Origin of the sequence: Phenylobacterium sp. VNQ135 (assembly GCF_049445735.1) — a bacterium.
In the GTDB taxonomy this organism is placed as follows: domain Bacteria; phylum Pseudomonadota; class Alphaproteobacteria; order Caulobacterales; family Caulobacteraceae; genus Phenylobacterium.
In genome coordinates this window covers 419,053-445,401 of record NZ_JBMSDS010000003.1, presented here as the reverse complement: position 1 = coordinate 445,401, position 26,349 = coordinate 419,053, and the positions used below count along the sequence as shown (strand labels likewise).

Annotated in this window: 28 protein-coding genes; 8 read left to right on the top strand and 20 right to left on the bottom strand. The window is 70.2% G+C overall.

Features of this window, described 5'->3' with window-relative positions; translation table 11 throughout:
- Nucleotides 1-84: 84 nt before the first annotated feature.
- From parC to ACO2Q0_RS13330, 5 genes are all read right to left on the bottom strand, one after another.
- Nucleotides 85-2,340: a DNA topoisomerase IV subunit A gene (parC, locus tag ACO2Q0_RS13350; RefSeq protein WP_423351996.1), complete on the bottom strand. Its 2,256-nt coding sequence runs from the start codon at nt 2,338-2,340 to the stop codon at nt 85-87.
- Nucleotides 2,341-2,499: 159 nt separating this feature from the next.
- Entirely contained in the window at nt 2,500-2,922 is a 423-nt protein-coding gene (locus ACO2Q0_RS13345; protein ID WP_423351995.1) for a hypothetical protein, read from the bottom strand.
- Between the two features lie 218 nt (nt 2,923-3,140).
- The gene (locus ACO2Q0_RS13340; protein WP_423351994.1) at nt 3,141-3,581 is read right to left on the bottom strand and encodes a hypothetical protein; all 441 of its coding nucleotides are present in this window, start codon (nt 3,579-3,581) and stop codon (nt 3,141-3,143) included.
- A 98-nt stretch (nt 3,582-3,679) separates the two neighbouring features.
- Nucleotides 3,680-4,414, bottom strand: coding sequence for a DNA repair protein RecO (gene recO, locus ACO2Q0_RS13335; RefSeq protein WP_423351993.1), 735 nt, complete (start codon nt 4,412-4,414; stop codon nt 3,680-3,682).
- Nucleotides 4,411-5,220: an arylamine N-acetyltransferase family protein gene (locus tag ACO2Q0_RS13330; RefSeq protein WP_423351992.1), complete on the bottom strand. Its 810-nt coding sequence runs from the start codon at nt 5,218-5,220 to the stop codon at nt 4,411-4,413. The genes recO and ACO2Q0_RS13330 overlap by 4 nt, the downstream gene beginning before the upstream one ends.
- Before the next feature lie 101 nt (nt 5,221-5,321).
- Between ACO2Q0_RS13330 and ACO2Q0_RS13325 the strand changes: the two genes are divergently transcribed.
- Genes ACO2Q0_RS13325 through ACO2Q0_RS13315 form a run of 3 tightly spaced genes read left to right on the top strand, consistent with a single transcriptional unit; the run spans nt 5,322 to nt 9,106 of the window.
- Nucleotides 5,322-5,876: a 2Fe-2S iron-sulfur cluster-binding protein gene (locus ACO2Q0_RS13325; protein ID WP_423351991.1), complete on the top strand. Its 555-nt coding sequence runs from the start codon at nt 5,322-5,324 to the stop codon at nt 5,874-5,876.
- Nucleotides 5,873-6,847 carry an FAD binding domain-containing protein gene (locus ACO2Q0_RS13320; protein WP_423351990.1) on the top strand — a complete coding sequence of 325 codons (975 nt, stop codon included), beginning with the start codon at nt 5,873-5,875 and terminating at the stop codon, nt 6,845-6,847. The genes ACO2Q0_RS13325 and ACO2Q0_RS13320 overlap by 4 nt, the downstream gene beginning before the upstream one ends.
- A gap of 3 nt (nt 6,848-6,850) precedes the next feature.
- Entirely contained in the window at nt 6,851-9,106 is a 2,256-nt protein-coding gene (locus ACO2Q0_RS13315) for a molybdopterin cofactor-binding domain-containing protein (protein WP_423351989.1), read from the top strand.
- On the opposite strand, the gene era is transcribed toward ACO2Q0_RS13315, so the two are convergent.
- The 4 genes from era to ACO2Q0_RS13295 all read right to left on the bottom strand — a co-directional run bounded on the left by era (nt 9,094) and on the right by ACO2Q0_RS13295 (nt 13,359).
- Nucleotides 9,094-10,011, bottom strand: a complete 918-nt coding sequence (gene era / locus ACO2Q0_RS13310) for a GTPase Era (RefSeq protein WP_423351988.1) — start codon at nt 10,009-10,011, stop codon at nt 9,094-9,096. The genes ACO2Q0_RS13315 and era overlap by 13 nt on opposite strands.
- On the bottom strand, nt 10,008-10,724 hold the full coding sequence (rnc, locus tag ACO2Q0_RS13305; protein ID WP_423351987.1) for a ribonuclease III: 717 nt from the start codon (nt 10,722-10,724) through the stop codon (nt 10,008-10,010). The genes era and rnc overlap by 4 nt, the downstream gene beginning before the upstream one ends.
- Entirely contained in the window at nt 10,721-11,500 is a 780-nt protein-coding gene (gene lepB / locus ACO2Q0_RS13300) for a signal peptidase I (RefSeq protein ID WP_423351986.1), read from the bottom strand. Before lepB ends, rnc begins: the two co-directional genes overlap by 4 nt.
- A 95-nt stretch (nt 11,501-11,595) precedes the next feature.
- Nucleotides 11,596-13,359, bottom strand: a complete 1,764-nt coding sequence (locus tag ACO2Q0_RS13295) for a DUF4153 domain-containing protein (protein WP_423351985.1) — start codon at nt 13,357-13,359, stop codon at nt 11,596-11,598.
- Nucleotides 13,360-13,436: 77 nt separating this feature from the next.
- On the opposite strand from ACO2Q0_RS13295, the gene ACO2Q0_RS13290 reads away from it, so the two are divergent.
- Nucleotides 13,437-14,336: an EamA family transporter gene (locus tag ACO2Q0_RS13290; protein WP_423351984.1), complete on the top strand. Its 900-nt coding sequence runs from the start codon at nt 13,437-13,439 to the stop codon at nt 14,334-14,336.
- Here ACO2Q0_RS13290 and ACO2Q0_RS13285 read toward each other — a convergent pair.
- The 4 genes from ACO2Q0_RS13285 to pyrE form a co-directional block, all read right to left on the bottom strand.
- Entirely contained in the window at nt 14,333-14,563 is a 231-nt protein-coding gene (locus ACO2Q0_RS13285) for a hypothetical protein (RefSeq protein ID WP_423351983.1), read from the bottom strand. The genes ACO2Q0_RS13290 and ACO2Q0_RS13285 overlap by 4 nt on opposite strands.
- 98 nt (nt 14,564-14,661) lie before the next feature.
- Nucleotides 14,662-15,060: a holo-ACP synthase gene (acpS, locus tag ACO2Q0_RS13280; protein WP_423351982.1), complete on the bottom strand. Its 399-nt coding sequence runs from the start codon at nt 15,058-15,060 to the stop codon at nt 14,662-14,664.
- Nucleotides 15,057-15,818 (bottom strand): pyridoxine 5'-phosphate synthase, encoded by a 762-nt coding sequence (locus ACO2Q0_RS13275; RefSeq protein WP_423351981.1) that lies wholly within the window; start codon nt 15,816-15,818, stop codon nt 15,057-15,059. Before ACO2Q0_RS13275 ends, acpS begins: the two co-directional genes overlap by 4 nt.
- A complete protein-coding gene (gene pyrE, locus ACO2Q0_RS13270) occupies nt 15,815-16,399 on the bottom strand; it encodes an orotate phosphoribosyltransferase (RefSeq protein ID WP_423351980.1) in 585 nt (194 codons plus the stop codon). Before pyrE ends, ACO2Q0_RS13275 begins: the two co-directional genes overlap by 4 nt.
- An 84-nt stretch (nt 16,400-16,483) precedes the next feature.
- Here pyrE and ACO2Q0_RS13265 point away from each other — a divergent pair, with 84 nt between their 5' ends.
- Nucleotides 16,484-17,428 (top strand): alpha/beta fold hydrolase, encoded by a 945-nt coding sequence (locus ACO2Q0_RS13265; RefSeq protein WP_423351979.1) that lies wholly within the window; start codon nt 16,484-16,486, stop codon nt 17,426-17,428.
- Here ACO2Q0_RS13265 and ACO2Q0_RS13260 read toward each other — a convergent pair.
- The 7 genes from ACO2Q0_RS13260 to folK form a co-directional block, all read right to left on the bottom strand.
- On the bottom strand, nt 17,398-17,802 hold the full coding sequence (locus ACO2Q0_RS13260) for a DUF6165 family protein (RefSeq protein WP_423351978.1): 405 nt from the start codon (nt 17,800-17,802) through the stop codon (nt 17,398-17,400). The two genes, ACO2Q0_RS13265 and ACO2Q0_RS13260, sit on opposite strands and share 31 nt — an antisense overlap.
- Entirely contained in the window at nt 17,802-19,505 is a 1,704-nt protein-coding gene (locus ACO2Q0_RS13255; RefSeq protein WP_423351977.1) for a tetratricopeptide repeat protein, read from the bottom strand. The genes ACO2Q0_RS13260 and ACO2Q0_RS13255 overlap by 1 nt, the downstream gene beginning before the upstream one ends.
- Nucleotides 19,506-19,524: 19 nt before the next feature.
- On the bottom strand, nt 19,525-21,693 hold the full coding sequence (locus ACO2Q0_RS13250; RefSeq protein ID WP_423351976.1) for a RelA/SpoT family protein: 2,169 nt from the start codon (nt 21,691-21,693) through the stop codon (nt 19,525-19,527).
- 143 nt (nt 21,694-21,836) lie between these two features.
- Nucleotides 21,837-22,196 (bottom strand): DNA-directed RNA polymerase subunit omega, encoded by a 360-nt coding sequence (rpoZ, locus tag ACO2Q0_RS13245; protein WP_068876771.1) that lies wholly within the window; start codon nt 22,194-22,196, stop codon nt 21,837-21,839.
- A 91-nt stretch (nt 22,197-22,287) separates the two neighbouring features.
- Nucleotides 22,288-22,617 (bottom strand): hypothetical protein, encoded by a 330-nt coding sequence (locus ACO2Q0_RS13240; RefSeq protein WP_423351975.1) that lies wholly within the window; start codon nt 22,615-22,617, stop codon nt 22,288-22,290.
- The gene (locus ACO2Q0_RS13235) at nt 22,614-23,030 is read right to left on the bottom strand and encodes a YciI family protein (RefSeq protein WP_423351974.1); all 417 of its coding nucleotides are present in this window, start codon (nt 23,028-23,030) and stop codon (nt 22,614-22,616) included. Before ACO2Q0_RS13235 ends, ACO2Q0_RS13240 begins: the two co-directional genes overlap by 4 nt.
- A 60-nt stretch (nt 23,031-23,090) precedes the next feature.
- Nucleotides 23,091-23,585 carry a 2-amino-4-hydroxy-6-hydroxymethyldihydropteridine diphosphokinase gene (gene folK / locus ACO2Q0_RS13230; RefSeq protein WP_423351973.1) on the bottom strand — a complete coding sequence of 165 codons (495 nt, stop codon included), beginning with the start codon at nt 23,583-23,585 and terminating at the stop codon, nt 23,091-23,093.
- Between the two features lie 34 nt (nt 23,586-23,619).
- On the opposite strand from folK, the gene ACO2Q0_RS13225 reads away from it, so the two are divergent.
- Genes ACO2Q0_RS13225 through ACO2Q0_RS13215 form a run of 3 tightly spaced genes read left to right on the top strand, consistent with a single transcriptional unit; the run spans nt 23,620 to nt 26,312 of the window.
- The gene (locus ACO2Q0_RS13225) at nt 23,620-24,219 is read left to right on the top strand and encodes an NYN domain-containing protein (RefSeq protein ID WP_423351972.1); all 600 of its coding nucleotides are present in this window, start codon (nt 23,620-23,622) and stop codon (nt 24,217-24,219) included.
- Nucleotides 24,206-24,874: a uracil-DNA glycosylase gene (locus ACO2Q0_RS13220; protein WP_423351971.1), complete on the top strand. Its 669-nt coding sequence runs from the start codon at nt 24,206-24,208 to the stop codon at nt 24,872-24,874. Before ACO2Q0_RS13225 ends, ACO2Q0_RS13220 begins: the two co-directional genes overlap by 14 nt.
- A 55-nt stretch (nt 24,875-24,929) precedes the next feature.
- Entirely contained in the window at nt 24,930-26,312 is a 1,383-nt protein-coding gene (locus tag ACO2Q0_RS13215; protein WP_423351970.1) for a M20/M25/M40 family metallo-hydrolase, read from the top strand.
- Nucleotides 26,313-26,349 lie beyond the last annotated feature (37 nt).

Sequence of the window (26,349 nt, the reverse complement as noted above, 5' to 3'; positions counted from 1 at the left end):
CCGCATACATATAGGCGATCCTGGCGCAAATTGACAGGGACGCGGCCGAGGCGCGCCCCGGACGGCTGAGAGCGACGTCGGCCATCAACGCGGGCGGAACCGCTTCGTGGCCGGGAAGCCCTTGGGCGCGAGCTTGCCGGCGCCGGCCCGGCGGCCGATCCACTCGCGCCACTCCTCCCAGGTCCGCGTGCGGCCGGCGGCGTCGATCCAGGTCGCGCCCTCCTCCGCCTTGAAGACCATGGCGTCCCGCAGGCCGCCCTCGCGATAGGCCTGCAGCTTCACGCCCTTGCCGCGCGGCATCTCGGGCAGCTCGGCGGTCGGGAAGATCAGCAGCTTGCCGTTGTCGCCGATCACCGCGACCTGGTCGCCGGAGACGGGCAGGCAGAAGGCGGCGCCCTCGCCCTTCTTCGCCGGATCGCCCGCGTTCAGCACCTGCTTGCCGGCCCTGCGGAAGGCGATGGCCTCCTCCTCGGGCAGGATGAAGCCGTAGCCCTGTTTCGAGGCCAGAAGGCGCTTCGTGCCCGGCTTGTGCGGGAAGACGTCGATGATGCCGACCTTGTCGTCCAGGTCGATCATCAGGCGCAGCGGCTCGCCGTGGCCCCGGGCGCCCGGGAGCTTGTCACAGCCCAGGGTGAAGAAGCGGCCGTCCGAGGCGAAGATCAGCAGCTTGTCCGTGGTCTCGGCCGGGACCAGGAACTGCAGCTTGTCGCCTTCCTTGAACTTCAGCTCGGAAGGGTCCTCCACCCGGCCCTTGGCGGCGCGGATCCAGCCGCGCTCGGACAGGATGATGGTGATCGGCTCGCGCACGATCATGGCCTCCAGCGCCGCCTCGGTGTCGATCTGCGGCGCCTCGGCGAAGGCGGAGCGCCGGACGTTCAGGTCGCCGAGCCGGGCCTTCACGTGGCGCAGCCCCTCGCCCACCAGCTTCCACTGGGCCTTGTCGGAGGCGAGCATCTTGACGATGCCGTCGCGCTCTTCCGACAGCTCGGCGTGCTCGCGGCGGATCTCCATCTCCTCCAGCCGGGCCAGCTGGCGCAGGCGGGTGTTGAGGATGGCGTCGGCCTGGATGTCCGAGAGCCCGAAGGTCTCGATCAGCTTCTCCTTGGGCTTGTCCTCGAACCGGACGATGCGGATCACCTCGTCCAGGTTGAGGTAGGCGATCATCAGGCCGTCGAGGATGTGGAGACGGGCCTCGATCTTCTCCAGCCGGTGACGCGCGCGCCGGACCAGCACCTCGCGGCGGTGGTCCAGGAAGGCCTGCAGGGCCTGGCGCAGGTTCATCACGCCCGGCGTGCCGCGGGCGTCGAGCACGTTGAGATTGACGCTGAAGCGGGTCTCGAGGTCGGAGAGCTTGAACAGGCTCTCCATCAGCACCTCGGCCTCGACGTTGCGGCTCTTGGGCTCCAGCACCAGGCGCACGTCCTCGGCGGACTCGTCACGCACGTCGCCCAGCAGCGGGGCCTTCTTGTTCTCGATCAGCTCGGCGAGCTGCTCGACCAGGTCGGCCTTCTTCACCTGATACGGAATCTCGGTGACGACGATCTGGTACGTGCCCTTGCCCAGGTCCTCACGCTCCCAGCGGGCGCGGACGCGGACGCCGCCCCGGCCGGTGGCATAGACCTCGGCCAGATTGCCGCGCGGCTCGACGATGACGCCGCCGGTCGGGAAGTCGGGGCCCTGGACGTGCTGCATCAGGGCCTCGGTGGAGGCCTCGGGCTGGTCCAGCAGCAGCAGGCAGGCGTCGATCAGCTCGCCGGCGTTGTGCGGCGGGATCGAGGTGGCCATGCCGACGGCGATGCCGGTCGAGCCGTTGGCCAGAAGGTTCGGGAAGCCGGCCGGCAGCACCACGGGCTCGTCGTCCGAGCCGTCGTAGGTGGGCTTGAAGTCGACGGCGTCCTCTTCGATGCCGTCCAGCAGGAGGGTCGCGGCCACCGTCAGCTTGGCTTCGGTGTAACGCATGGCCGCGGCGTTATCGCCGTCGATGTTGCCGAAGTTGCCCTGCCCGTCGACCAGCGGATAGCGCTGGGCGAACGACTGGGCCATGCGGACCAGGGTGTCGTAGATCGACTGGTCGCCGTGCGGGTGATAGCCGCCCATCACCTCGCCGACGACCTTGGCGCACTTGCGGGCGGCCGCATCGGGGTTCAGCCGCATCTCGCGCATCGCATACAGCACGCGCCGCTGCACGGGCTTCAGGCCGTCGCGCACGTCGGGCAGCGCCCGGTCGGTGATCACCGAAAGGGCGTAGGCGAGATAGCGGCGGCTGAGCGCTTCGGAGAGCGGCTCGTCGATGATCCGGTCGGGTTCGCCCGATCCGGGCGGGGCAGTCATCACGGTCATGGGCGTCTCTTAGCAAGGCGGAGGATTCGCCGCATCCGCCGGAGCGCCGCACTCCCCAGGTTCGTCATCCCGGCCGAAGCGCAGCGGAGAGCCGGGACCCAGGGGCCGTGCGCACCGCCCCTGGAGCCCGGATCGCCTGCGGCGTCCGGGATGACATGGCTAGTTGAACGGCAGCGGCATGAGGTCGGGGTCGACCCAGCGACGGCGGGCTTCGACGCTGAACAGGCGATCCTTCGACCAGTGGGCCAGCAGCCAGTCCGAGCGGCCGAAGGGACCCGCCAGGAGTTCGGCGAGCGCGGAGGACAGCGTCGCGTTCGGGCGGGCGGCCAGTTGGGCGTCCGCGGCCCGCAGCGAGGCGAGCGTGATGGTCTCGTGATAGCCGCCGGTGTCGGTGTTCGGGACGCCGGTGGCCTCGTTGTAGGCGCGGATCAGGCCCGGCATGTCGCGGAACGCGTCGAGGTGCGGGCGCGTCAGCAACCAGACCGCGGCGGCGAAGTGGGCCGCGTGGGTCCACTCCGGCTTGGGCAAGGTACGGGCGATCACGCCCTCGCCGATGCGGGCGATATCGGTGTCGGTGAACATTGTGAGGCTCCTGTGGTGAGCCCCGGCCGGGTTGCTGGCAGCAAAAGCCCCGCCGGAGCGGGGTTTGCGGGGCGGTCGGCTCAGGTGATCCGGATCAGGCGCGCGCAAACTCCGCCGCGGGGCGGCGTTGTTGGGTCATGCGCTGATTGAGCGTCCGGAGCATGGCGGGCGTATAGCTCAGTTCCATTCGCAACGCGATGCGTACAGGCGCCGCCCCGTCAGTTCGACTTGCAAGTCGGGCAGCTGACGGTCAGCGTCACACCGTCGCGGTTGGGTACAGCCTCCACGCTCAGGCCGTGAGCGCCGACGGTCCGGGCGGGGACTTCGTAAACGTCGCTCGTGAAGAGCCTATGGATCCCCACCTTCACCGTATCGACCAACGCGCCGGAGGCGGCCAGATCGAGCCGTAGCGCGACCGCGTTGGGTTTGACCTGGGCGCAGCCGTCGCCCGACTCCGCGTAGAATACGAGCTGCGCGCCAGCGCCGGGCGGCAACGTTTGGGGTTCAACCGAGGTCGGCCAGACACACTGGCTGCCGACGACGGTGACATGAATCACGTCTGGTGAGGCGTTCTGCACGTTGACGTCCAAGGCTGCAGCCGGGCCTGCCATTGAAGTCATGGCGGCGACGACCGCGGCCAGCAGAATACCCTTGCGCATAGTTTGTCCCCGGTTCGGCGAACGTTGTTTCACGTTTCGTGCCACGAACGAAGCGGGCGTGACAATGGCCCGAGCCGTGGCCGCGCCGTCTTCGAGATCTAAAGTCGCCCCGCCTCGCTGAGCCGATCCAGCAGCCACAGCCGCGCAGGCGGCAGGGGGCGGTTGAGCGGGCCGAAGATGAAGGCTTCCAGGAAATGGCCGGTGAGCGCCAGGCCGGCCGAGACGTCGCCGGCGCCAAGGCCGTACTGCGCGGCCAGTAGGAACGGCGGCAGGGTCAGCAGGCGGTCCTTGTAGGGCTCGCCGGCGGCGCGGCTGACGGCCCGGCCCGTGCGGGGACTGACGTAGACGAGGTCGTCGACCGAGCCCGTAGCGGCGCACTTCGACAGGTCGAGGCCGAAGCCCAGCTCCTGCAGCAGGCCTGCCTCGAAGCGCACGAAGACGGCGGGCCAGATGTCCGGGTGGGTCAGAGCGCCGACCAGGGCCTCGAAGGCCAGGAAGGCGCCCGGATGCGGCTCGCGCTCGGGCAGCGCGCCGGCGGCGACGGCGGCGGCGGCCGACAGGCCCGACAGCGCCAGGGGGTCGTCGAACAGGGCCGCGGGCCCCTCGCCCACCGGCTCCAGCGTCGCCGAGCCCAGCTGGTCGGAGACCCGAGCGCGATAGCGGGCGATGACCCGCGCGCCGGGCTGCAGGAACGGCCGCACCTTGCGCGAATTGCCGCCCGCCACGTGGGCGGCGTACTTGCCGTGCCGCTCGGTCAGCAGCTCGACGATGGCCCCGCTCTCGCCGTGGGCGCGGGCGGCGAGGACATAGGCGTCGTCCTCGAACTCGGTCAACGGACCGCGGCCTCGATCATCGGACGCCAGTCAGGCTCGACGGGAAGGCCGAAGACGTCCCGCAGCGCCGCCTCCACGCCGTCGGCGTCGAGGGTGGTCTTCTCCACCGGACCGTTCAGCGGCCGGACGGTGAGCTGGTTGAACAGCAGGCCGTAGCGGGCCTCGGGCGTGGTGCGGGCGGCCAGCAGGTTGTGGCGGAAGTGGCTGGTCGGGTGGGTCGAGGTGAACCAGTTGGCCATCTCATAGTCGCGCGGCACGCAGGGGCTGAGCGAGATGTCGTAGGCCGGGACCCAGCCCGGTTCGCGCAGCACCTCCAGCCGCAGGTCCTCGCCCACGGGCGTGAGGCGGTAGCGGTCGTGGGCCGTGGCCTGCTCGACTTCCGCCTCCAGGCGCAGCGGCGCGGTCAGCACGCAGCCGCCGAAGCCCACGTCGACGATGTAGGTCTGGCCCTCCGCGACCACCCTCAGGACCATGTGGGTGCGCGGCTGGGCCGGGACGTCCGGCGCCATGTTCCAGCGGACGCGGGCGGCCAGACCCTTCACCTCGAAGCCGAGGGCCTCCAGCACGCGCCGGAACAGGCTGTTGTGCTCGAAGCAGTAGCCGCCGCGGCGGGCGTGGATCAGCTTGGCGTCGACGGCGCCCGGACTGATGTCGACGCCGCGGTCCAGCAGACAATCGATGGCCTCGAAGGGGATCGCAGCCGGATGCCGGGCGTGCAGCGCCTTGAGCACGTCCAGGGTGGCCTCGCGGGGGCCGCTGTATCCGATGCGGGCGAAATAGGCGTCGAGGTCGACCATGGCTCTCATCTAGGGCCTTCGCTGACGGAAGCGAAGAGCGGCGAGCGTCGCCGGATCGGCAGCGGGCCTTCCCGCGTTGCGGGACTGCGAGATCCAGGGAGAGCAAAGCCATGCTGCACGCCGAAGTCCGGGGCGCGCCCGAGGCGCGGCCGCCGCAGGTCGCGACCGTGCGCCTGAGTATCAACGGCCAGGACCGGACGCTGACGCTGGACCTGCGGACCAGCCTGCTGGACGCGCTGCGGGAGCATCTCAGCCTCACCGGGTCGAAGAAGGGCTGCGATCACGGTCAGTGCGGCGCGTGTACGGTTCTGCTGGACGGCCGGCGCGTGAACAGTTGCCTGACGCTGGCGGTGATGGCCGAGGGCTCTGAGGTGACGACCATCGAGGGCCTGGGCGAGCCGGACCGGCTGCACCCGATGCAGGCGGCCTTCCTGCACCACGACGGCTTCCAGTGCGGCTACTGCACGCCAGGGCAGATCTGTTCGGCGGTGGCGATGCTGGACGAGGTCGCCGGCGGCATGCCCAGCCATGTGACCAAGGACCTGGAGGCGGCGCCGGAACTGAGCGACGCGGAGATCCGCGAGCGGATGAGCGGAAACCTCTGCCGCTGCGCGGCCTATCCCAACATCCTCGCGGCGATCAAAGAGGTGGGAGGCGCGGCGTGAAGAGCTTCACCTACGAGCGCGCCGAGACCGTCGAGGACGCCGTCAGCGCCGTCCGGGGCCATCCGCAGGCCCGGTTCGTCGCCGGCGGCACCAACCTGCTCGACCTGATGAAGCACGAGATCGAGGCGCCGACGCACCTCGTCGACGTGAACCGGCTGGGCCTGGACGAGGTCGAGGACACCGCCGAGGGCGGGCTGCGGATCGGGGCGCTGGTGCGCAACAGCGACCTGGCGGCGGACCGGCGGGTGCGCAGCCGATACGCGGTGCTGGCCCGGGCCCTGCTGGCCGGCGCATCGGGACAGCTCCGGAACCGCGCGACCACCGCCGGCAACCTGCTGCAGCGGACGCGGTGCTACTACTTCTACGACCCCGCCAAGCCCTGCAACAAGCGCGAGCCCGGCTCGGGCTGCTCGGCGCTGGAGGGCTTCAACCGCATCCATGCCATCGTCGGCCAGAGCGAGCACTGCATCGCCACCCACCCCTCGGACATGGCCGTCGCCATGCGGGCGCTGGACGCCACGGTGGAGGTCGTCTCCGCCGAGGGCGGACGCTCGATCCCGATCGCCGAGTTCCACCGCCTGCCGGGCGAGCGGCCCGACGTGGACACGGTGCTGGAGCCCGGCGAACTGATCACCCACGTCACCCTGCCTCCGCCCCCGCCGGGCCGGCAGGTCTATCGCAAGGTGCGCGACCGGGCCTCGTACGCCTTCGCCCTGGTGTCGGTGGCGGCGGTGCTGGAGGAGGCGGACGGACGGGTGCGGGCGGCGCGGATCGCCCTGGGCGGGGTGGCGCACAAGCCGTGGCGCGCGGACGAGGCGGAAAAGGCCATGGCGGACATGGAGCCTCGCGCCGCGGCCGACGCCGCGGCCGACGCCCTGCTCCAGGGCGCGCGCGGCCACGGTTCCAACGACTTCAAGATCCCGCTGGCCCGGCAGACGCTGGCCGCCGTGATCGCCGGCGGCGAGGGCTAGGCCATGGAATTCAAGATGGAGTTCAAGGAGCCCATCGGCGACACGGCGATCGACCGCCGGCCCGACGGATCCGTGGGCAAGCCCCTGGACCGGGTGGAAGGGGCGCTGAAGGTCACCGGACGGGCGCCCTACGCCGCCGAGCATGCCGGCTTCGGCGAGGTTGCCTACGGCTATCCTGTGCCCGCGACCATCGCCAAGGGCCGCGTCGCCGACATCGACACGAACGACGCCGAGCGGCAGCCGGGGGTCCTGACGGTGCTGACGTGGCGCAACGTCGACCCGCCCAACGGCCAGGCGCCGCGGACGCCGGACGGGCCCACCTCCGGCAAGAAGGCCGTGCCGGAGCTGAACGACGCCCGGGTCGATCACTATGGCCAAGCCGTGGCGCTAGTGGTGGCCGAGAGCTTCGAGCAGGCGCGCTCCGCGGCGCGGCTGGTGCGGGTGACCTACGACCGCGAGCTGCACGAGACCGAGTTGCGGCCGAACATGTCGAAGGGCGTGGCGCCGCCCGACGATCCGGAAGCCGACAGCCTCGTGGGCGACTTCGAAGGCGCGTTCGCCAAGGCCCCGGTGCAGCTCGACCTGGAGTACGCCACGCCCATCCAGAGCCACGCGATGATGGAGCCGCACGCCACCATCGCCGAATGGACGGACGCGCGGCTGACGCTGAAGACCTCGCACCAGATGGTGGCCCCCGGGGCGGGCAGCGTCGCGGCCACCTTCCGCCTGCCGAAGGACAAGGTGCGGATGATCAGCCCCTACATCGGCGGCGGCTTCGGCGGAAAGCTGGACGTCTGGGCCGACGCGATCCTGGCCGCGCTGGCTTCGCACAAGCTGAAGGGGCGGCCGGTGAAGGTGGTGCTGCCGCGCACCCACATGTTCGAGATGACCGGCCACCGGCCCTCGACCATCCAGCGGATCCGGCTGGGCGCAGACGAGACCGGGCGGCTGCAGGCGATCGCCCACGACGTCTGGTCCGAGAACAATCCCGACGAGACGTTCAACGAGCCGGCGGCCCAGCAGACGCGAAACCTCTACGACGCTACGGACCGGCGGACGACGCACCAGCTGGTCACCCTGGACGTGCCGATCGGCTGCTCCATGCGCGCGCCGGGCGAAGCGGTGGGCATGATGGCGCTGGAGTGCGCCATGGACGAGCTGGCCGAACGGCTGGGCCTGGACCCCGTCGAGCTGCGCAAGCGGAACGAGCCCGCGGAGGATCCGGAGAAGCACGTCCCCTTCTCCACCCGCAGCCTGATCCCCTGCCTGGAGGAAGGCGCCCGGCGGTTCGGCTGGGCGCGCCGCAACCCGAAGCCCGGCCAGGTGCGCGAGGGCCGCCAGCTGATCGGCATCGGCATGGCGGCCGCGAGCCGCAGCGTGGTCCTGCAACCTTCGAAGTGCCGCCTGACGCTGCATCCCGACGGGCACGCGGCGGCGGACCTCGCGATGACCGACATCGGCACCGGGACCTACACGATCCTGACCCAGGTCGGAGCCGACCTGCTCGGCCTGCCGCCCGAGAAGGTGACGGTGCGCCTGGGCGACACGGACTACCCGGAGGCCGCCGGCTCGGGAGGCTCGTTCGGAGCCAACAGCTCGGGATCGGCCCTCTATGCGGCGACCGAGGCGCTGCGACTGGAGCTGGCCAAGCGGGCCGGCGTCGATCCCGAACAGGCCAGGCTGGAGGGCGGCGCGCTGGTGGCCGGCAACGTCTCGCGGAGCTTCGAAGAGCTGGCCTCAGGCGGGCCGATCGAGGTGATTGGCGACTTCAAGCCCGGTGACCTGACCGATCGCTACTCCCAGCAGTCCTACGGCGCTCATTTCTGCGAAGTGGCGGTGGACATGGACACGGGCGAAGTGCGGGTGCGGCGGTTCCTGAGCGTGCATGCCGCGGGCCGCATCCTCAACGAGAAGACGGCCCGGTCACAGTGCCTGGGCGGTGTGACGATGGGGATCGGCGCGGCCCTGACCGAGGAGGTCGTGCTGGACCCTCGCTTCGGCTCCTACGTGAACCACGACCTGGCCGAGTACCATGTGCCGGCGCACGCCGACATTCCGGAGATGGAGGTGGTGTTCCTGCCCGAGCTGGACGACAAGGCGAGCCCGCTGAAGGCGAAGGGCCTGGGCGAACTGGGCATCTGCGGCGTTGGCGCCGCGGTGGCCAACGCCGTCTACAACGCCTGCGGCGTCCGGATCCGGGACTATCCGCTCACCCTGGACAAGGTCCTGGCGGGCCTGGCGAGGCTTCAGGCGTCGTAGTCGAGGCCGAGCGGGCCGTAGAACTCCCGCTTGTCCGCCCACTTCTCGTCGACCTGGACGTGAAGGAACAGGTGGACGGGCCGGTCGAGGATGGCGGTCAGCTCCTCGCGGGCCTTCTGCCCGATCCACTTCACCGTCTGGCCGCCCTTGCCCAGCACGATTGGCCGCTGGCTCTCGCGCTCGACGTAGATGGTCTGTTCGATGCGGGCCGAGCCGTCGTCCTTCTCCTCGAACTTGGTGGTCTCGACGGTCGCCGCATAGGGCAGCTCCTCGTGGAGCCGCAGGTAGAGCTTCTCGCGGGTGATCTCGGCGGCCAGAAGGCGGGCCGGCAGATCGGCGGTCTGGTCCTCGGGATAGAACCAGGGGTTCTCGGGCATCAGGGCGGCGATCCGCGCCTTGAGGTCCTCGACGCCAGAGCCCGACGTCGCCGAGATCATGAAGACTTCGTCGTAGACACCTGTTTCAAAGAGTCTTTGCGAGATCGCCAGCAGCTCGTCGCGTTTCACGGCGTCGATCTTGTTGAGCGCCAGGATCGCCTTGCGGCCGGCGGTCTTCAGGCCTTCGACGATGGTCTCGACGTCAGCCTTGGCCTTCTTGTCGGCCGGCTTATCGCCGAGCTCGGCGGCGGCGTCGACCAGATGCACCACGGCGTCGGCGTCCTCGGCCCCGCCCCAGGCGGAGCGGACCATGGCGCGGTCCAGCCGGCGGCGCGGCTGGAAGATGCCGGGGGTGTCGACCAGCACGATCTGGACATCGCCCGCGATGGCCACGCCGCGCACCGGGAAGCGCGTGGTCTGGACCTTCTGGGTCACGATGGTGACCTTCGCGCCGACGAGGCGGTTCGTCAGGGTGGACTTGCCCGCATTGGGCGCGCCGATGATGGCGCAGAAGCCGGCGCGGCTCATTCGGCGCCCTTTCCGGGCTCAGGCCCTTCGCGTTTCAGCAGCATGGATTGCGCGGCGGCCTTCTCGGCCGCCTGGCGGGAGCGGCCCTCGCCGCGCTCGGCGCTGAAGCCCTCGACCCTGACCTCGACCGTGAAGCACGGCGCGTGGCTGGGACCTTCCTGGGAGACGATCTCATAGCTCGGCAACGGCAAGCCCATGCCCTGCACCCACTCCTGGAGCTGGGTCTTGGGATCCTTCGCGCGCGGCTCGTCGAGCCTGGCGAACTCCTCGGCCCAGAACTTCAGGAAGAACGCGCGAGCGGTCTCAAGGCCCCCGTCGATGTAGATGGCGGCGATCAGCGCCTCGCAGGCGTCGCCGAGTACGGCGTCGGACTTGCGCGCGCCCACCTTGGTGGCGGAGGCCGACATGCGCAGCGCCTCGGGCAGGCCGGCCCGCTTCGCGGCCCTGGCGCAGGCGTGGTAGTTCACGAGGGCGGCCAGCAGGCGGCTCATCTCGCCCTCGCGGGCGTCAGGGTCCAGCGCCATCAGCCGCTCGGCGGCGCACAGGTTCAACACGCGGTCGCCCAGGAACTCCAGACGCTCGTTGTGGCGGACCTCGCGCGCGCCGTCGCCGACGCTGGCGTGGGTCAGCGCCCGCTCCAGGAGGTCGCGGTCCGCGAAGACGTAGCCGATGCGCCGCTCGAGGTCGGCGACGGCCGCAGCCCGCTGGCTCAATGCAGGACCTTGAAGAAGCGGCTGGGCCGGGCGTCGAGCACCCACGTCCAGGGCTTGAAGATCGAGGCCTCCGGGTCCCACGAGAGCAGAATGATCTGGGCCTTGCCGACCAGGTTTTCGGCCGGGACGTAGCCCACGCCGCCGGCGCCGGGCGGGACGCGGCTGTCCAGCGAGTTGTCGCGGTTGTCGCCCATCATGAAGTAGTAGCCCTCGGGCACGACATAGGTCTCGGGAATGTTGTCGAGATCGCCGTCGGTTCCGAAGTCCTGGGTGGCGAAGCTCTTGCCGCCGATCGTCTCGCGGTACTCGGCCACCTCGCGGACGAAGCCCCCGAGGTCGGTCTTGCCGGTGGGAAGCTGCTCGCGCGGCACCGGCTGGTCGTTGAGGTACAGCAGCCCGTTCTTCATCTGTATGCGATCGCCCGGCAGGCCGATCACGCGCTTGATGTAGTCGGTGCGGTTGTCGCTCGGCAGCTTGAAGACGACGATGTCGCCGCGCTTGGGGGAAGACCCCATGACCCGGCCGTCGAACAGCGGCGGGCTGAACGGGATCGAGTGCTTCGAGTAGCCGTAGCTGAACTTCGACACGATGATGTAGTCGCCCTCGTAGAGGTTCGGCTCCATCGAGGCCGAGGGGATCGTGAACGGCTGGAAGAAGATCACGCGAAGGAACAGCGCGATCAGCAGCGCGTAGACCACCGTCTTGATGATCTCGAAGAACTCGTTCGCGGCGCCGGACTTTTCGGGGCTATCGGCCGTCTGCACGTTCTCGCTCATAAACCGTCCCTGGAGGACGCCCCGGCGCACCGAAGCGGAGTGTGGGTTAGACGCTGCTTAGCCTGCGGGCAAGGGCGCGCCTGCGCGAACTGGCGTCACTGCCCGGGCTTCACAATGGCGACATCGACCTGTTCGTCCTCGAGCGCCGCGGCGCGCCGCCGTGAGTCGCACTTCTGGTCCGGCGTGAAGACGAATTCCCGCCCCTCGATCTCCAGGGCCAGGCTTCGGGGCGGCCGAACCGTGAAGCGACGCGCGCGCACGGCGTCCAGGTCGCCGGAACACCAGGCGCCCCGCAGCTCGCCCGCCCGCTGCCATCCGCGGCCCTCGGTTCGCTGGTAGACGACGCTGTTGTAAGGCCGAAGGACGACCACCTCCTGAGCGCCATCGCCGTCCATGTCGCGAACCAGCACGGGACAGCTCCCGACGCACCCGATCGTCGGTTCGTCGTACTCGCCCCAGCTCTGGGTCAGGAAGTCCTGCGGGATCGCGTCGCCCAGCACTTCGAACGCCTGCCGGCGGACCTCAGGCGTCCGCGAGCCGATCGGTTCGTGACGGCTCTTCAGCCGCGCGGCTTCGCGGGCGCGTTCGCGGATCATTGGATTGGCCGAGGACGAAAGGCGCGCCAGCGCCTCACGGCCCCAGCGGCCGCCGCCGAACCGCAGGAAACGGTAGTCGAAGGCAGCGGCCTCGGCCTCGCCCGTCCTCAGACGCGAGACCTGGTCCGACACCGAAAGGCGCGCCGGATCGGCGAGCGGCGAAAAGACGGCGAGAAGCACCAGGACGACCACGTGCGCGGCGGCGATGTTGACGACCTCCAGCCGCCGCATCCAGCCCCTGCGGTCCACCGCCGCCCACAGGTACCCGCTGGCATAGATCCCCGCCATCAGCAGGCAGGCCAGGGCGTAGATGCGGCCGGGCGTCAGGCCATGCTGGGCGATCCGTAGCCACAGGCCATAGGCTGTAACGAGCGCCAGGGGCGCCAGGAGCACGGCCGCAACGCGCACCGCCCACCGGAGTGGTCGCGGCGGATGGTCGCCACGCTCGCCGTCCTGGTACGCGGCGTTGATCAGGACAATGAGCGCCCCGGTCGCCGCCAACAGGATGCCGCCGGCGTGGCCCGTCTCCCAGAGCGGCGAGAAGCCCGTGAACGCCAGGCCCGCCAGGAAGCCGCCGACGATCAGGGTCATCAGCGGCAGCAGCCAGCTCATCAGGTTCAGGGCGAGCGTGCGCGCGCCGAGCACGAGGCTGCCGCGTGTGGCGGTGACGTGTATGGCCAGGGCGAAGAAGGTGGTCGTAGCCGGGAAGGCGAACCATTCCTCGCGGATCAGGTCCGACAGAAACTTGAGCCCGATCAGGTCGAACAGGGCCGCCCCGAGGAAGAGCAGGATCCACAGCGCGCCGACGAAGGCGAGCCCGAGCACAAGCCGCACCCCGTCCTTCCAGCCCTCGTCGAAGTAGCGGCTGTAGCTGGCGGTCCGACGTCGCTCGGCGTCGGCGGGCAGGATCAGGTGGTGGGCGACGAAAAGCGCCGCACCGAGGAACGCGACGACCCGGAAGCGCGGCCATTCGCCCGCCTTCTCCAGCGCGAAAACCCAGCCCTCATAGCCTCCGAGCGCAAGCAGCGCGGCGCTCGCCACACCCAGCCAGATCGCCGCCGTGCGCGCGCGACAGGCGCCGATGGCGCCGAGAGCGGCGATCGGCGCAAGCGTCACGAACAGCACCAGCGCACCCAACAGCGTCGCCGGCAGGTGCTCGCCGAGCTTGTCGAGCAGATAGAGCGCCACGCCCTGAGCGAGGCCGATGCCCACGCGGATCGCCAGAAGGCGGTCAAACCCTTTGACAGGCGAGGTGTCGGTCATCGGGCGTCTCCTACGGGTGGGCCACGCGATCCGAACTGGACTGTGCGTGAAGACGACAGGCTGGCTATCTAGCTGGCATGAGTCGCCCCTCCCTGCCCCCGCTGCACGCCCTCCTGGCGCTGGCCGTGGTGGCCGTCTGGGGCACGAACTTCGTGGTGATCCGCTGGGCGCTGGACGACCTGCCGCCGCTGCTGTTCGCGGCGCTGCGCTTCACCTTCGCGCTCCTGCCGGCGGTGTTCTTCCTGAAGAAGCCGAACGTGCCGTGGCGCAACCTGGCGGCCTATGGCGTGCTGATCGGGGTGGGCCAGTTCGGCCTGCTCTACATCGCCATGACGCAGTGGATCTCGCCGGGGCTGGCCTCGCTGGTCGTGCAGATCCAGGCGTTCTTCACGGTCGGCTTCGCCATGGTGCTGGCGGGCGAGAAGATCCGGCCGTTCCAGCTCGTCGCCCTGGGCCTCGCCGCCTCGGGCCTCATCTGGCTGATGGCCCACACCAGCGCCGAGGTGACCATGCTGGGCCTGGCCCTAGTGGTGGGCGCGGCGCTGAGCTGGGCCGGCGGCAACACAGTGGCGCGCACGGCCGGGCCGGTGAACATGCTGGCCTATGTGGTCTGGTCGAGCCTCTTCGCGGCGCCGCCGCTCTTCGTCCTCGCCTTCGTGTTCGAGGGGTGGCCGGCGATCCAGGGCGGCTTCGCGGCCGCCGACGCGGGGACCTGGGCCTGCGTGCTGTGGCAATCGGTGGGCAACACGATCTTCGGCTATGCGAGCTGGGCCTGGCTCCTGGCCAGGCATCCCGCCGCCACGATCGCGCCGCTGTCGCTGCTGGTGCCGGTCTTCGGTATGGGCGCCTCGGCCGTGCTGCTGAACGAGCCGCTGACGTCGTGGAAGCTGACGGCGGCGGTGCTGGTGCTGGGCGGCCTGGCCCTCAACACCCTCTACCCCGCCTGGGAGCGCCGCCGCGCGGCGGCGGCCTCCTAGCGCCCGGACGTGGCGATCACCCTGTCGTCCCGGCTGAGGGTGATGTGGCGGCCCAGATGTTCGCGCATCGCGGCGTAGTAGGCGGCGTAGCCGATGCCGGACGTGCTGCTGAACGCCAGCACTTGCACGACCTCCTGGCCGGCCTCATCCCAGAGATCCAGGCGATACGGCAGTTCGGCCTCGCCGGCGCGAGGCTCGCTCGTCGCGCACTTCACAGGTTCGGACATGTCCCTCTCCCGTCCGAGACCAAGTTACCACCGCCGGAGACAAAGATATGTCGAGCATCGACATACCGGCGTGCGTCGACCTGCGGCATCTTGGCTCGTCAGGCCGGCAGAGCTTCAATGATCACAAAGGCTTGGGCGTAGGGATGATCGTCGGTGAGCGACAGATGGATCACCGCCTTCATTCCTGGCGGCGTCATCTCCTCCAGCCGCTTCAGCGCCCCGCCGGTCAGCGCCATGGTCGGCTGCCCCGAGCGCATGTTGACGACGCCCATGTCGCGCCAGAAGACCCCGCGGCGCATGCCGGTGCCCAGCGCCTTGGCGCAGGCCTCCTTGGCGGCGAAGCGCTTGGCGTAGCTGGCGGCGGCGTCGGCCTTGCGGTCGGAGCGGGTGCGCTCGATCTCGGTGAAGACCCGATGCCGGAAGCGGTCGCCGAAGCGGTCGAGGCTCGCCTGGATGCGGCGGATGTCGGAGAGGTCCGACCCGATGCCGATGATCATGCGGCGGCCTGCGCGCGCGCTTCGTCCATCAGCGCGCGCATGCGCTGGATGGCGGGACCCAGGCCGATGAAGATGGCTTCGCCGATCAGGAAGTGGCCGATGTTGAGCTCCATCACCTGCGGGATGGCCGCAACCGCCTTCACCGTTTCGTAGTCGATGCCGTGGCCGGCGTGCACCTCCAGACCCAAGCGGCCGGCCTCGGCGGCGGCGGCGGCGAGGCCTTCCAACAGGCGGGCGGCATCCTCGCGGCGGCCCTGCCGGACAGCCTCGCAGTAGGCGCCGGTGTGCAGCTCCACCACCTGGGCCCCGACCGACCTGGCGGCGGCGACCTGGGCGGCATCGGCGTCGATGAAGCAGGAGACGCGGATTCCGGCGTCGACCATGCGCTGGACGACGGGGGCGATGGCGTTGTGGCCGCGGACGACGTCCAGCCCGCCTTCGGTGGTCACCTCCTCGCGCCGCTCGGGCACCAGGCAGGCGGCGTGCGGCCGGTGGGCGAGCGCGATGGCCTCCATCTCGGGCGTCACGGCGCATTCGAAGTTCAGCGGCCGGCCGCGGCGGCGGCAGATGACGGCGAGCTGGTCGATGTCGCCGTCCGAGATGTGGCGGCGGTCTTCGCGCAGGTGGGCGGTGATGCCGTCGGCGCCAGCCGCTAGCGCCACCTCGGCGGCCCGGACCGGGTCGGGATAGCTCTCGCCACGCGCGTTCCGGACCGTCGCCACATGGTCGATGTTCACGCCCAGCCTGAGCTTGCTCATCCCCGCAGCCTCTTCGAGCCCGGCTCCTCGGCCGGAATGGCGGCGAGTTCCGGCGGGATCTCGTCCGAGGCGTAGGACGGGACGTCGACGGTGGCGAGCGCCACGAGCGGCCAGCCGACCTGAGCCTTGCCGCCCGAGCGATCGACGATGCAGGCACAGCAGACGACCTCGCCGCCGGCTTCCTGCACGGGCTCGACGGCCTCGCGGAAAGAGCCGCCGGTGGTGATCACGTCCTCGACGACGACCACCTTGGCGCCCGGGGCGATCTTGAAGGCGCGGCGCAGGCGGAACTTGCCGTCCTCGCGCTCGACGTAGATGGACGGCACGCCCAGCGCCCGGGCGACCTCGTAGCCGGGAATGATGGCGCCGACGGCGGGCGCCACGATCACGTCGGGCCTGCCGAACTGCTCCACGATCTTCTCGGCCAGCGCCTTGCACAGCCGCTCGGTGCGGTCGGCGTACTGGAAGACCAGGTTCTTCTGCAGGAACATCGGGCTGTGCCGGCCCGAGGCGAGGATGAAGTGGCCTTCGCGCAGGGCGCCGGCGCCGCGGAACTCTTCGAGGACGTCTTCGGTGTTCATGAGGTCCCGAGATAGTCGCGTTTCGGAGCCTGCGGAAGATGCCAGCCGTTGCAGCGTGGCCGCTGGACACCCTACCTTGAGCGAATGTTGAAGTTCCTGGTGGGCGTCGTCCTCGTCGTGGGCGCGTGGATCGCGGCGGGTCTGGTGATGGTGGCGACGGCGGCGCACGCCAGGCCGCACGGCGAGTTGGTGGACGTCGGAGGGCGCAAGCTGCGCCTCGTGTGTGAGGGGCCCGCGGGGGCGCAACCGGCCGTCTGGCTCGAACATGGCGCGTTCGGCGCGGCCACCGACTTCGCCGCCGTCCAGCAAAAGCTCTCCGCCAAGGGGCTGCGAAGCTGCGCCTACGACCGGGCGGGCCTGGGCTATTCGGACCCGGGCCCGGCGCCGCGCGACGGCGACGCCGCCCTCGCCGACCTGGAAGCGCTCATGAAGGCCAAGGGCGACGCCGGACCCTACGTGCTGGTGGGGCATTCCATGGCCGGCCTGCACATCCGCCGGTTCGCCACGGCCCACCCGGATAAGACGTTGGGCATCGTGCTGGTGGACGCCACGACGCCGGAGGCCATCGAGAACCCGCGGATGCGGAAATTCATCGGCGTGTTCAAGACGGTGGTGCGCACCGGCGCGGTGGCGGGCAGCCTCGGCCTGACGAAGCCGTTCTACTACTGGGCCGAGCGGATCGGCCTGCCCGAGGACCGCATCGCCGAGAAGCGGCGGATCTGGGTCTCCGGCCGCCATGCGCGCGGGGCGGCGGCCGAGGGCGTCCAGTGGGAGCGCGCGGCGCGTCAGGCGATGGCGGCGGGACCGCTGCCGAAGGCCATGCCGGTGGCGGTGATCACCGCCGGCGGCCGCGGCGATGACAGCCCGCGCGCCGGCCCGGCGAAGGCCTCGGAGCGCGGGTATTTCGAGAACGTGCCTCAGGCGACGCACACGAGCGTGCTTGGGCTCGCCTATGGCGACGCCGTGGTGCGCGGCGTCGAGCACGTGCTCAAGGCGGTTCAGCCAGGATCGGACGCCGGCGCGCCGTAGTCGGCGTAGCCCTTCTCCTCGACCAGTTCGGATTCGGTGACGCGGTTGATCTCGCGCTTGAGCGCGGCGCGCCTGTCATTGGTGATGTAGACCGAACGGGCGAGCTTCACGAACTCGCCGCCGAAGTCCTGGGCCGCCTCGCGTTCCCGGATGTGATCCTCGATGTCCCAAAGCGCGCCGTTCACCCGCACGAGTTCAGCCTTCAGTCGCGCGAGCTCGGGATCAGGGGCAAGTTGCGCCTCGACGGCGCGCAGAGCGGCCAACTCGCGCTGGACGTTGGCGAGCGCGGCCGGCGCCGTCAGGCGTTCGGTCTTGATTTCCAGGATGGTGATCTTGTCGATCAGTTCGCCCCAGGAGACCGGCGCGTCAGGCATCAGGCGAGTTCCTTCGAAAGTTCTTGCGTCATGCGCGCGAAGACCGGCGTCCAGTCGCGCGCGGCCGACTGCCTGAAGAGGCGCGTGTCGGGATACCAGGGCGTGTCCTCCCGGCCCAGCAGCCAGCGCCAGTCCGGGACGGCGGGAAGCGGGATCCAGGTGCGCGCGCCGACCGCGCCCGCCACGTGGGCTACCGCGGTGTCGGCGGTGATGACGAGATCGCAGGCCTGGACCGCGGCGGCGGTGTCCAGGAAGGCGTCGGGGCCCTCGTCGAAGTCATCGCCCAGCGTTTCCACGTGCATGCCGGACGGCAGCGCCGCGAGCTGGTCCAGCCCGTCGTGCTTCTGGAGGCTGATCAGCCGCACGCCGGGCAGCGCGGCGACCGACGCGAGTTCGGCGAGGCGGAACGAGCGCCCCATCAGGTCGGCGCCGGCGCGGGTGCTGCCCTGCCAACAGACGCCGATGCGGAAGCCGCCCTCGCCCATCCGCGACCGCCAGCGGTCGACCCGTTCAGCCTCGGCCTGCAGATAGGGCGCGGCGGCCTTGACGTCGTCAGGCGTGACGCCGAAGGCGCGCGGCAGGTCCATCAGGGCGCAATGGAGGTCGAAGGCCGGCGGGGCGTCGTCCTTGCCGATCAGGCGGATCGTGGGGCTGAGGGTCGAGAGCAGCGCGTGCAGGATCCGCGGGGCGGCGAGGATCACGCTCGCGCCGCGGTCCTCCGCGAGCTTCGCATAGCGGCCGAAGTGGACGAGGTCGCCAAGGAACAGCTCGGGATAGATCAGCAGGGTCTTGCCGGCCAGGTCCTGCGAGCCGTCGAAGGCTGGCTCGGGGTAGTCGCGCAACTCAGGCCCGGGACAGCGGTGACGCCAGGCGTATTCGTCGAAGCCCCCCATCCCCGCGTCATTGGCCCAGTCGCCCAGAAGCATTCGGCAGACGGCGCGGTTCTGGTGGGCCATCGCGAAGTCCGGATCGATGTCGACGGCGCGGCCGTAGCTCTCCACCGCCTCGGCGACACGGCCCTGGCGGCGCTTGACGTTGCCGAGGTTGAAGGCGGTCACGGCGTCTGTCGGGTCAAGCTCGGCGGCCCGGGCCAGGGCCTCGGCGGCGGCGTCAAGCTCGCCCCTGCGCAGCAGCAGGTCGCCAAGCGCGGCCTGGGCCGAGCCCAGCGTCGGGTCGAGGCTGACGGCCTCGCGATAGCCCTCGACAGCCTCATCCTCACGCTCCATCCGACGCAGCAGCTCGGCGCGGGCGGCGCGCCAGGCGGCGTTCTGGGGCGCGAGGGCGATGGCCTTGTCGTAGCCCTGGAGGGCGATCGGCAAGCGACCCATGCGCGTGAGCGCGTTGGCCCGGTTGAAGGCGGCCTCGGCGAACAGGGGGTTGAGCGCGAGCGCCCGGTCGTAGTCGGCCAGCGCTTCCTTGAACCGCTCCAGGGCGGCATGGACGAGGCCGCGGTTGCCGAGAACCTGCGGCGACTTTGGCGCGGCCTTCAGCGCCCGGGTGAGCAGTTCCAGCGCCTCGGGCGGGCGGCCGGCGCGGTAGGCGATGAGGCCCAGGGCGTGCAGGGCTTCGGCATGCTGCGGCTCCTGGGCGATGACCGTCCGGAACAGGCGCTCGGCCTCGCCAAGGCGCCCCTGCTGCATCAGCCCCACGGCCATGCCGAACAGATCAAGCCCGGGCGCGGCCGGCGGCTGCGGCGGAAACAACGGACCTCGCACGGACGGGCTAGCTCTTGGTCCGCTCGACCGTTTCGACGCTGGGACTGGCGCGCAGCGCGGCGGTGATGTGGGTGAGGTGCTTGGCGTCGTTCACGTCGACATCGACGTCGACGTCGAAGAAGTCCTGCTGGCGGTGGTGCATGCGCAGGTTGACGATGTTGCCGCCCGCCTCGCCGATGATGCCGCACACCTGGCCCAGCACGCCCGGCGCGTTGCGGATGGTCGCGGTGATCCGCGCCCGGGCGATGGCGTTGCGCTCGGCCTCGGGCGTCCACTGCAGGTCGCGCCAGAGCTCCTCGCGGTCTTCGAAGGCTTCCAGACGCTCGCAGTCGATCGTGTGGACGGTGAGCCCCCGGCCGTCGCTTTCCAGGATGCCGACGATGCGGTCGCCCGGCACCGGCGAGCAGCACTCGCCGAAGTGGATGGAGACGCCCGGCGTCAGGCCTCCGCCGCGGACGTAGAGGCGCGCAGTCTTGCCGTCCTCGATGTGGCGGCGCGCGGCGGCCGCCTCGCGTTCGGCGGCCTTGAGGCCGGGGAACACCGCCTCCAGCACCTGGGCCGGCGGCGCGCGGCCGCGGCCGACCGCGTCGAAGAGGTCGTCCTCGGTGGCGACGGCGAAGCGGTCCATGGCCGGCCGGAGCGAGACTTCCTTGCGGTTCTTGCCGGCGGATTCGAACGCCTGGTCGATGGTGGCGCGGCCGAGGCGGACGAATTCCTCGCGCTCGGTCTGGCGGATATGGCGGCGGATAGCCGACCGCGCCCGGCCGGTGACGGTGAGCGAGCGCCAGTCCGGCGGCACCACCGGCTTGCCGCCCCGGATCACCTCGACCACGTCGCCGTTCGACAGCGTGGTGCGCAGCGGCTTCAGCTCGCCGTTGATCTTCACCCCGATGGTCGTGTCGCCAATGTCGGTGTGCAGGGCGTAGGCGAAGTCCAGCGGCATGGCCCCGCGCGGCAGGCTTACCAGGCGGCCCTTCGGCGTGAAGACGAACACCTGGTCGAGGTACATCTCCAGCTTGGCGTGCTCGACCAGTTCTTCCGCGTCGCCGCCGTGCTCCAGCACCTGGACGAGGTGGCGCAGGTTGACCAGCGGATCGCGACCGCCGGCGGCCTTCTGGGCCTCGGGGTCGAAGCCGTAGCTCTCGTTCTTGTAGCGCCAATGGGCGGCCACGCCTTCCTCGGCGACGAGGTCCATGGCCTCGGTGCGGATCTGCATCTCGATGCGCATGCCGCGAGGGCCGACCACCGTGGTGTGCAGGGAGCGGTAGTTGTTCCGCTTGGGCGTGGAGATGAAGTCCTTGAACCGCTCGGGCACCGAAGGCCACGAGCGGTGGATGACGCCCAGAGCCCGATAGCAGTCGTCCTCGCTGTCGACGATCACCCGGAAGGCGTAGATGTCGGAGAGCTGGGAGAAGCCGATGGATTTGCGCTGCAGCTTCCGCCAGATCGAGAACGGATGCTTCTCGCGGCCGAACACGCGGCTGGGGATGCCGGCGGTGTCGAGGCGGCTGGTGATCTCCTGGCTGACCAGGGCGACCGCCCCGCCCTGTTCGTGGCGGAGCACCTCGAGCCGGCGGATGATCGCGTCGCGCGCCACCGGATTGAGGTGGGCGAAGGCCAGTTCCTCGAGCTCGGCGCAGATGCGGTGCACGCCGATCGAGCGGGCGAGCGGCGCGTAGATGTCGAGGGTTTCGCGGGCGATCCGCTCGCGCTTGGCCGCCTGCTTGATGAAGTGCAGCGTGCGCATGTTGTGGAGCCGGTCGGCCAGCTTCACGAGCAGGACGCGCACGTCCTTGGAGATCGCCAGGATGAACTTCCGGAGGTTCTCGGCCTGGCGCAGGTGTTCGGACGAGAGCTCAAGCTTCGAGAGCTTGGTCACGCCCTCCACGAGCTCGGCGACTTCGGCGCCGAACAGCTTGGTGATGTCCTCGCGGGTGGCGTCGGTGTCCTCGATGACGTCGTGCAGCAGGGCCGTGACGATCGTCTCGGTGTCCAGCCGGTAGTCGGTGAGGATGCCGGCCACCTCGATCGGGTGGGCGAAGTAGGGATCGCCGGACGCACGCTTCTGCGAGCCGTGCTGACGCATCGCATAGACGTAGGCGCGGTTGAGCAGCGCCTCGTCGGCGCTGGGGTCGTAGGACCGGACCTTCTCGATCAGTTCGAACTGGCGAAGCATCCGCGGCCGTTTGGGCACGGCCGTCGGAGCTGAGATCGCGCTGGATGTGGAAGCGTCGCTGGAAGCCTTCGAGGCGCGAGCTTCCGGGAGGGCGGCGGTTTCGGTCGCCGCCTCTCTAGTGAGTGGTTCTGCGCCTTCCGGGCTCAGTACCGCTCCTCCTGACCGCCATCGCGGTCGCTCTGCAGGGCGCGGACCAGTTCCAGTTCGCTCATCTGCATGTGGGTCGGGTCGGCCAGCAGGGCGAGGGTTTCGGCCTCTTCCTCGGCTTCCGACCGCTCGTCGACGCGCTGCAGCGTGCCGATCAGGGTTTCCTTCAGCTCTTCGGCGTCCACGACGTCGTCGGCGATCTCGCGGAGGGCGACGACGGGGTTCTTGTCGTTGTCACGGTCGACCATGATCTGCGAACCGGCCGAGATCGCCCGGGCGCGGTGCGCGCTCAGGAGAACCAGCGAGAAGCGGTTCGGGACCTTTTCGATGCAGTCTTCGACGGTGACGCGGGCCATGGAGTCCTCGGAGCGGAGATAGAACCGGCGAAAATAGAGGTTCAGCCCTCATTGTGCAACGCCGCATCCCGAGGTCCGGCGTCGCAGCAGGCTAGATTACGCCCCGCTTCGGCTTGATGAAGCGGCGCGCGACGCCGCCGAGGGCCGCGCCGGCCAGCACCAGCGGCGCGGCGACCAGCGCCAGCCGGACGGCGCCCAGCACCGCGCCGGAGAGGATGTCGGGCAGCAGGGCCGCCCGGCCGCCCTCCAGCCGCCCCACGAGGTAAGACGCCACAAGTCCCAGCAGGAACCAGAAGCCGACGCTGGCAGCGACGCCCCAGAGGACCCCGCGCCAGCCGAACCGCCAGGCGAGCCAGGCCAGCGCCAGAGCCTCGGCGACGAGGGCGATCTGGACCCACAGCGGAGCCGTCAGCAGGCTCATTCGCTCTTCATCACGCGCTCGGCCTGTTCCTTCAGCTCGCCCGTGAAGACCTCGCCGAAGTCCTCCAGCTCATAGACCTGGCGGACCTCCAGAGTGACGTTCGCCTCCTCCAGGATGCAGGGCCAACGGACCGCCCAGGCCATGACCTCGTCCCAGTCCCCGGCCTCGACGAGGGTGTACCCGGCGATCAGCTCCTTGGTTTCGGCAAAGGGACCGTCGACGATCAGCGGCTTGCCGTCGGGGAACGAAATCCGCTTGCCGCGGCGGCTGGGGTGCAGGCCGTCGCCGCCCAGGATCTTCAGGTGGCGGCCCATCTCCTCGTGATAGTCGATCATCGCCTGGGCCAGTTCGCGGCTGGGCATGACGCCGGCCTCGGTGGCCTCGTCGGCGTGGCGGATCAGCATGAAGCGCATTCGGTATCTCCTCTGATGCGCCCCCAGGACGGGCCGGGCCGACCGGAGCCGACAAAATCGTCAGGCCGGTTGCGCATCCAGGCCGACGGCGGCGCTTTCCGCAAGCTCGGCGGCGGTGCGGCCGAGGCTCGGATGACGCCACGCCGGCGCGATCTCGGCCAAAGGGCCCATGACGAACAGGCGCTCGTGGGCGCGCGGGTGCGGCAGGGTCAGGTCGGGGGTTTCCAGGACCGTGCGGCCGTGGGCGATGAGGTCGAGATCGAGCGTGCGGGCGGCGTTGCGTTCGCCCCGTTCGCGGCCGAACTGCGCCTCCAGCGACAGCAGGGCCTGCAGGACCTCGGCCGGGGGGCGGTCCGCCTCGACAAGCGCGACGCCGTTGCGGTACTCAGGACCGGTCGGGTCGGGCCAGGCGGCGGAGCGCCACCAGGACGACCGCTGAAGGACCTTCAAGCCGACCGCCGGGAACCGCGCCAGAACCGCCTCCAGCAACGCCTCGGACGAGCCGAAGCCGCCCGCCAGGTTGCTGCCCAGCGCGATGACGACCGCCCCATCCAAGTCGGACGCCAGTGAGCTCGGGATTTTCGTCGCTATGACCTTCTACCCCACGGACCGCCTGGCGCTGTTCATCGACGGCGCCAACCTCTACTCGGCGGCCAAGAGCCTGGGCTTCGACATCGACTACCGCAAGCTGCTGGAGGAGTTCCGCAAGCGCAGCGTGCTGGTGCGGGCCTACTACTACACCGCCCTCGTTGAAAACGAGGAGTACTCGCCGATCCGGCCGCTGGTCGACTGGCTGGACTACAACGGCTACCGGCTGGTGACGAAGGCGGCCCGCGAATACACCGACAGCCAGGGGCGCAGGCGCTGGCGCGGCGACATGGACGTCGAGATCGCCGTCGACATGCTGGAGATGGCCGGCCACGCCGACCACGTGGTGCTGTTCTCGGGCGACGGCGACTTCCGGGCGCTTGTCGAGGCGGTGCAGCGCAAGGGGTGCCGGGTGACAGTGGTGTCGACCGTGAAATCGCAGCCGCCGATGGTTTCGGACGAACTTCGCCGGCAGGCGGACACGTTCGTGGACCTGGCCGACCTCGCGGACCTGATCGGCCGCCCCGCCCGGCTGCCGAAGTTCATCCAGGAGACCAACAGCCCCCGCGTGGAGCGTGACGGCGCCGATGCCGACGCTTGAGGCCGACGCCGTGATCGTGGGGCCGGAGGCGCCGGCCGACTGCCCGCTGTGCCCCAGGCTCGTCGCCTATCGCGAGGCCAACAAGATTTCCGTGCCCGGCGGGTTCAACGGGGCGGTGGCCTCGTTCGGCGACCCGGCGGCTCGGCTGGCGGTGGTGGGGCTGGCGCCGGGGCGAATGGGCGCGAACCGCACGGGGCGGCCGTTCACCGGGGACGGCGCCGGGACCATCCTCTACGAGACCCTGATCAAGACGGGCTTCGCGCGCGGCCGCTACGAGGCGCGGCCGGACGATTCCGTGGAGCTGGTCGACTGCATGATCACCAATGCGGTCCGCTGCGCCCCGCCCGGCAACAAGCCGGAGACGATCGAGGAGGCCACCTGCCGGCCGTTCCTGACGTCGCGGTTGGAGCACCTGCCGAACCTGAAGGTGATCGTCACCCTGGGCGACGTGTCGCGTCGGAACGTCCTGCGGGCGCTGGGACTGAAGGCCTCGGCGGGCATCGCCGGCCACGGGACCGAGTTCCAGGCCGGCCCCTACACGGTGCTGAACAGCTATCACTGCTCGCGCCTCAATACGAACACGGGGCGCCTGACGCCCGAGATGTTCGAGGCCGTCTTCCGGCGGGCGCGGTCCCTGATCGACGCCGCCGGTTGACGGACGCCCCGCCGCCTATAGCGTCGCGGCCAAGCTTGTCCTGGAGTCTGTTCGCGTGATCCGCACCCTGCTCGTATCGGCCTGCGCCGCCGCCGTCGCCCTCCCCGCCTTCGCCGCGCCGCCGCCGGGCCTGCACGACCAGGCGCTGGAGATCCTGACCACCAGCGTGGGCTACCGGACGGTGAACCCGGGCGACCAGATGGTCCCCTATGCCGAGTACCTGAAGGGCGTGCTGGTGAAGGCCGGCTACAAGCCGGAAGAGATCACCATCCATCCGATGGCCGGCACCGCGGCGCTGATCGCCCGCTATCCGGGGACCGACCGCACCAAGAAGCCCATCGTCGTGCTGGGCCACATGGACGTGGTGGAGGCCAAGCGCGAGGACTGGGAGCGCGACCCGTTCAAGGCGGTCGTGGAGAACGGCTACGTCTTCGGCCGCGGCTCGGAGGACAACAAGTTCGACGTGTCGATGGCGGTGGCCACCCTGGCTCAGCTCCGCCGCGAAGGCTGGAAGCCCGGCCGCGACGTGATCCTGGCGCTCTCGGGCGACGAGGAGACCAAGATGGCCACTACCCAGTGGCTGGCGCAGGAGCTGAAGGGCGCCGAGCTGGTGCTGAACGCCGACGGCGGCGGGGGCACGCTCGATACCGCCGGCAAGCCGGTGGCTTACGGGCTGCAGGCGGCGGAAAAGACCTACGCCGACTTCACGCTGACAATCACCGATCCAGGCGGTCACTCCAGCGCGCCGACGCCCGGCAACCCGATCTACCGGATGAGCAAGGCTCTGGAGAAGCTGTCTGACTACCGCTTCCCGGTCATGTCCAACGAGATCACCCGCGCCACCGCCGCGGCCATGGCGCCGAAGCGGCCCGGCCCGATCGGCGATGCGCTGAAGCGGTTCGCGGCCAATCCCGAGGACGCTCAGGCGATCACGACCCTGTCGGCCGACAAGGACATCGCGCCTCAGCTGCGCACCACCTGCGTGGCGACCATGATCTCGGGCGGGCATGCGACCAACGCCCTGCCCCAGCGCGCCGAGGCCAACGTGAATTGCCGCATCTTCCCCGGCACGCCGGCCGAAGAGGTCCGCAAGACCCTTGAGCAGGTGATGGCCGAGCCCGGCCTCTCGGTCGTGCGCGTGGCCGACGACGGCTCGGTGGACAGCCCCGCCTCGCCGCTGCGGCCCGATGTGATGGCGGCGGTGAAGAAGGCGGTGAACGCCCGCTACCCGGGTCTGGCCGTCACCCCGTCGATGTCGAGCGGGGCCACGGACAGCATGCACTTCCGCGCCGTGGGCGTGCCGAGCTACGGCGTCGCCGGCCTCTTCAGCCGCAACGAGGACAGCTTCGCCCACGGCCTGAATGAGCGGGCGCCGGTCGCCTCGATCGACGGCGCGCTGGACCACTGGCGCTCGATCCTGAAGGACCTGGCGAAGTAAGCGCTGCCCGTTCCCCCTGCACGTCATCCCGGAAGCC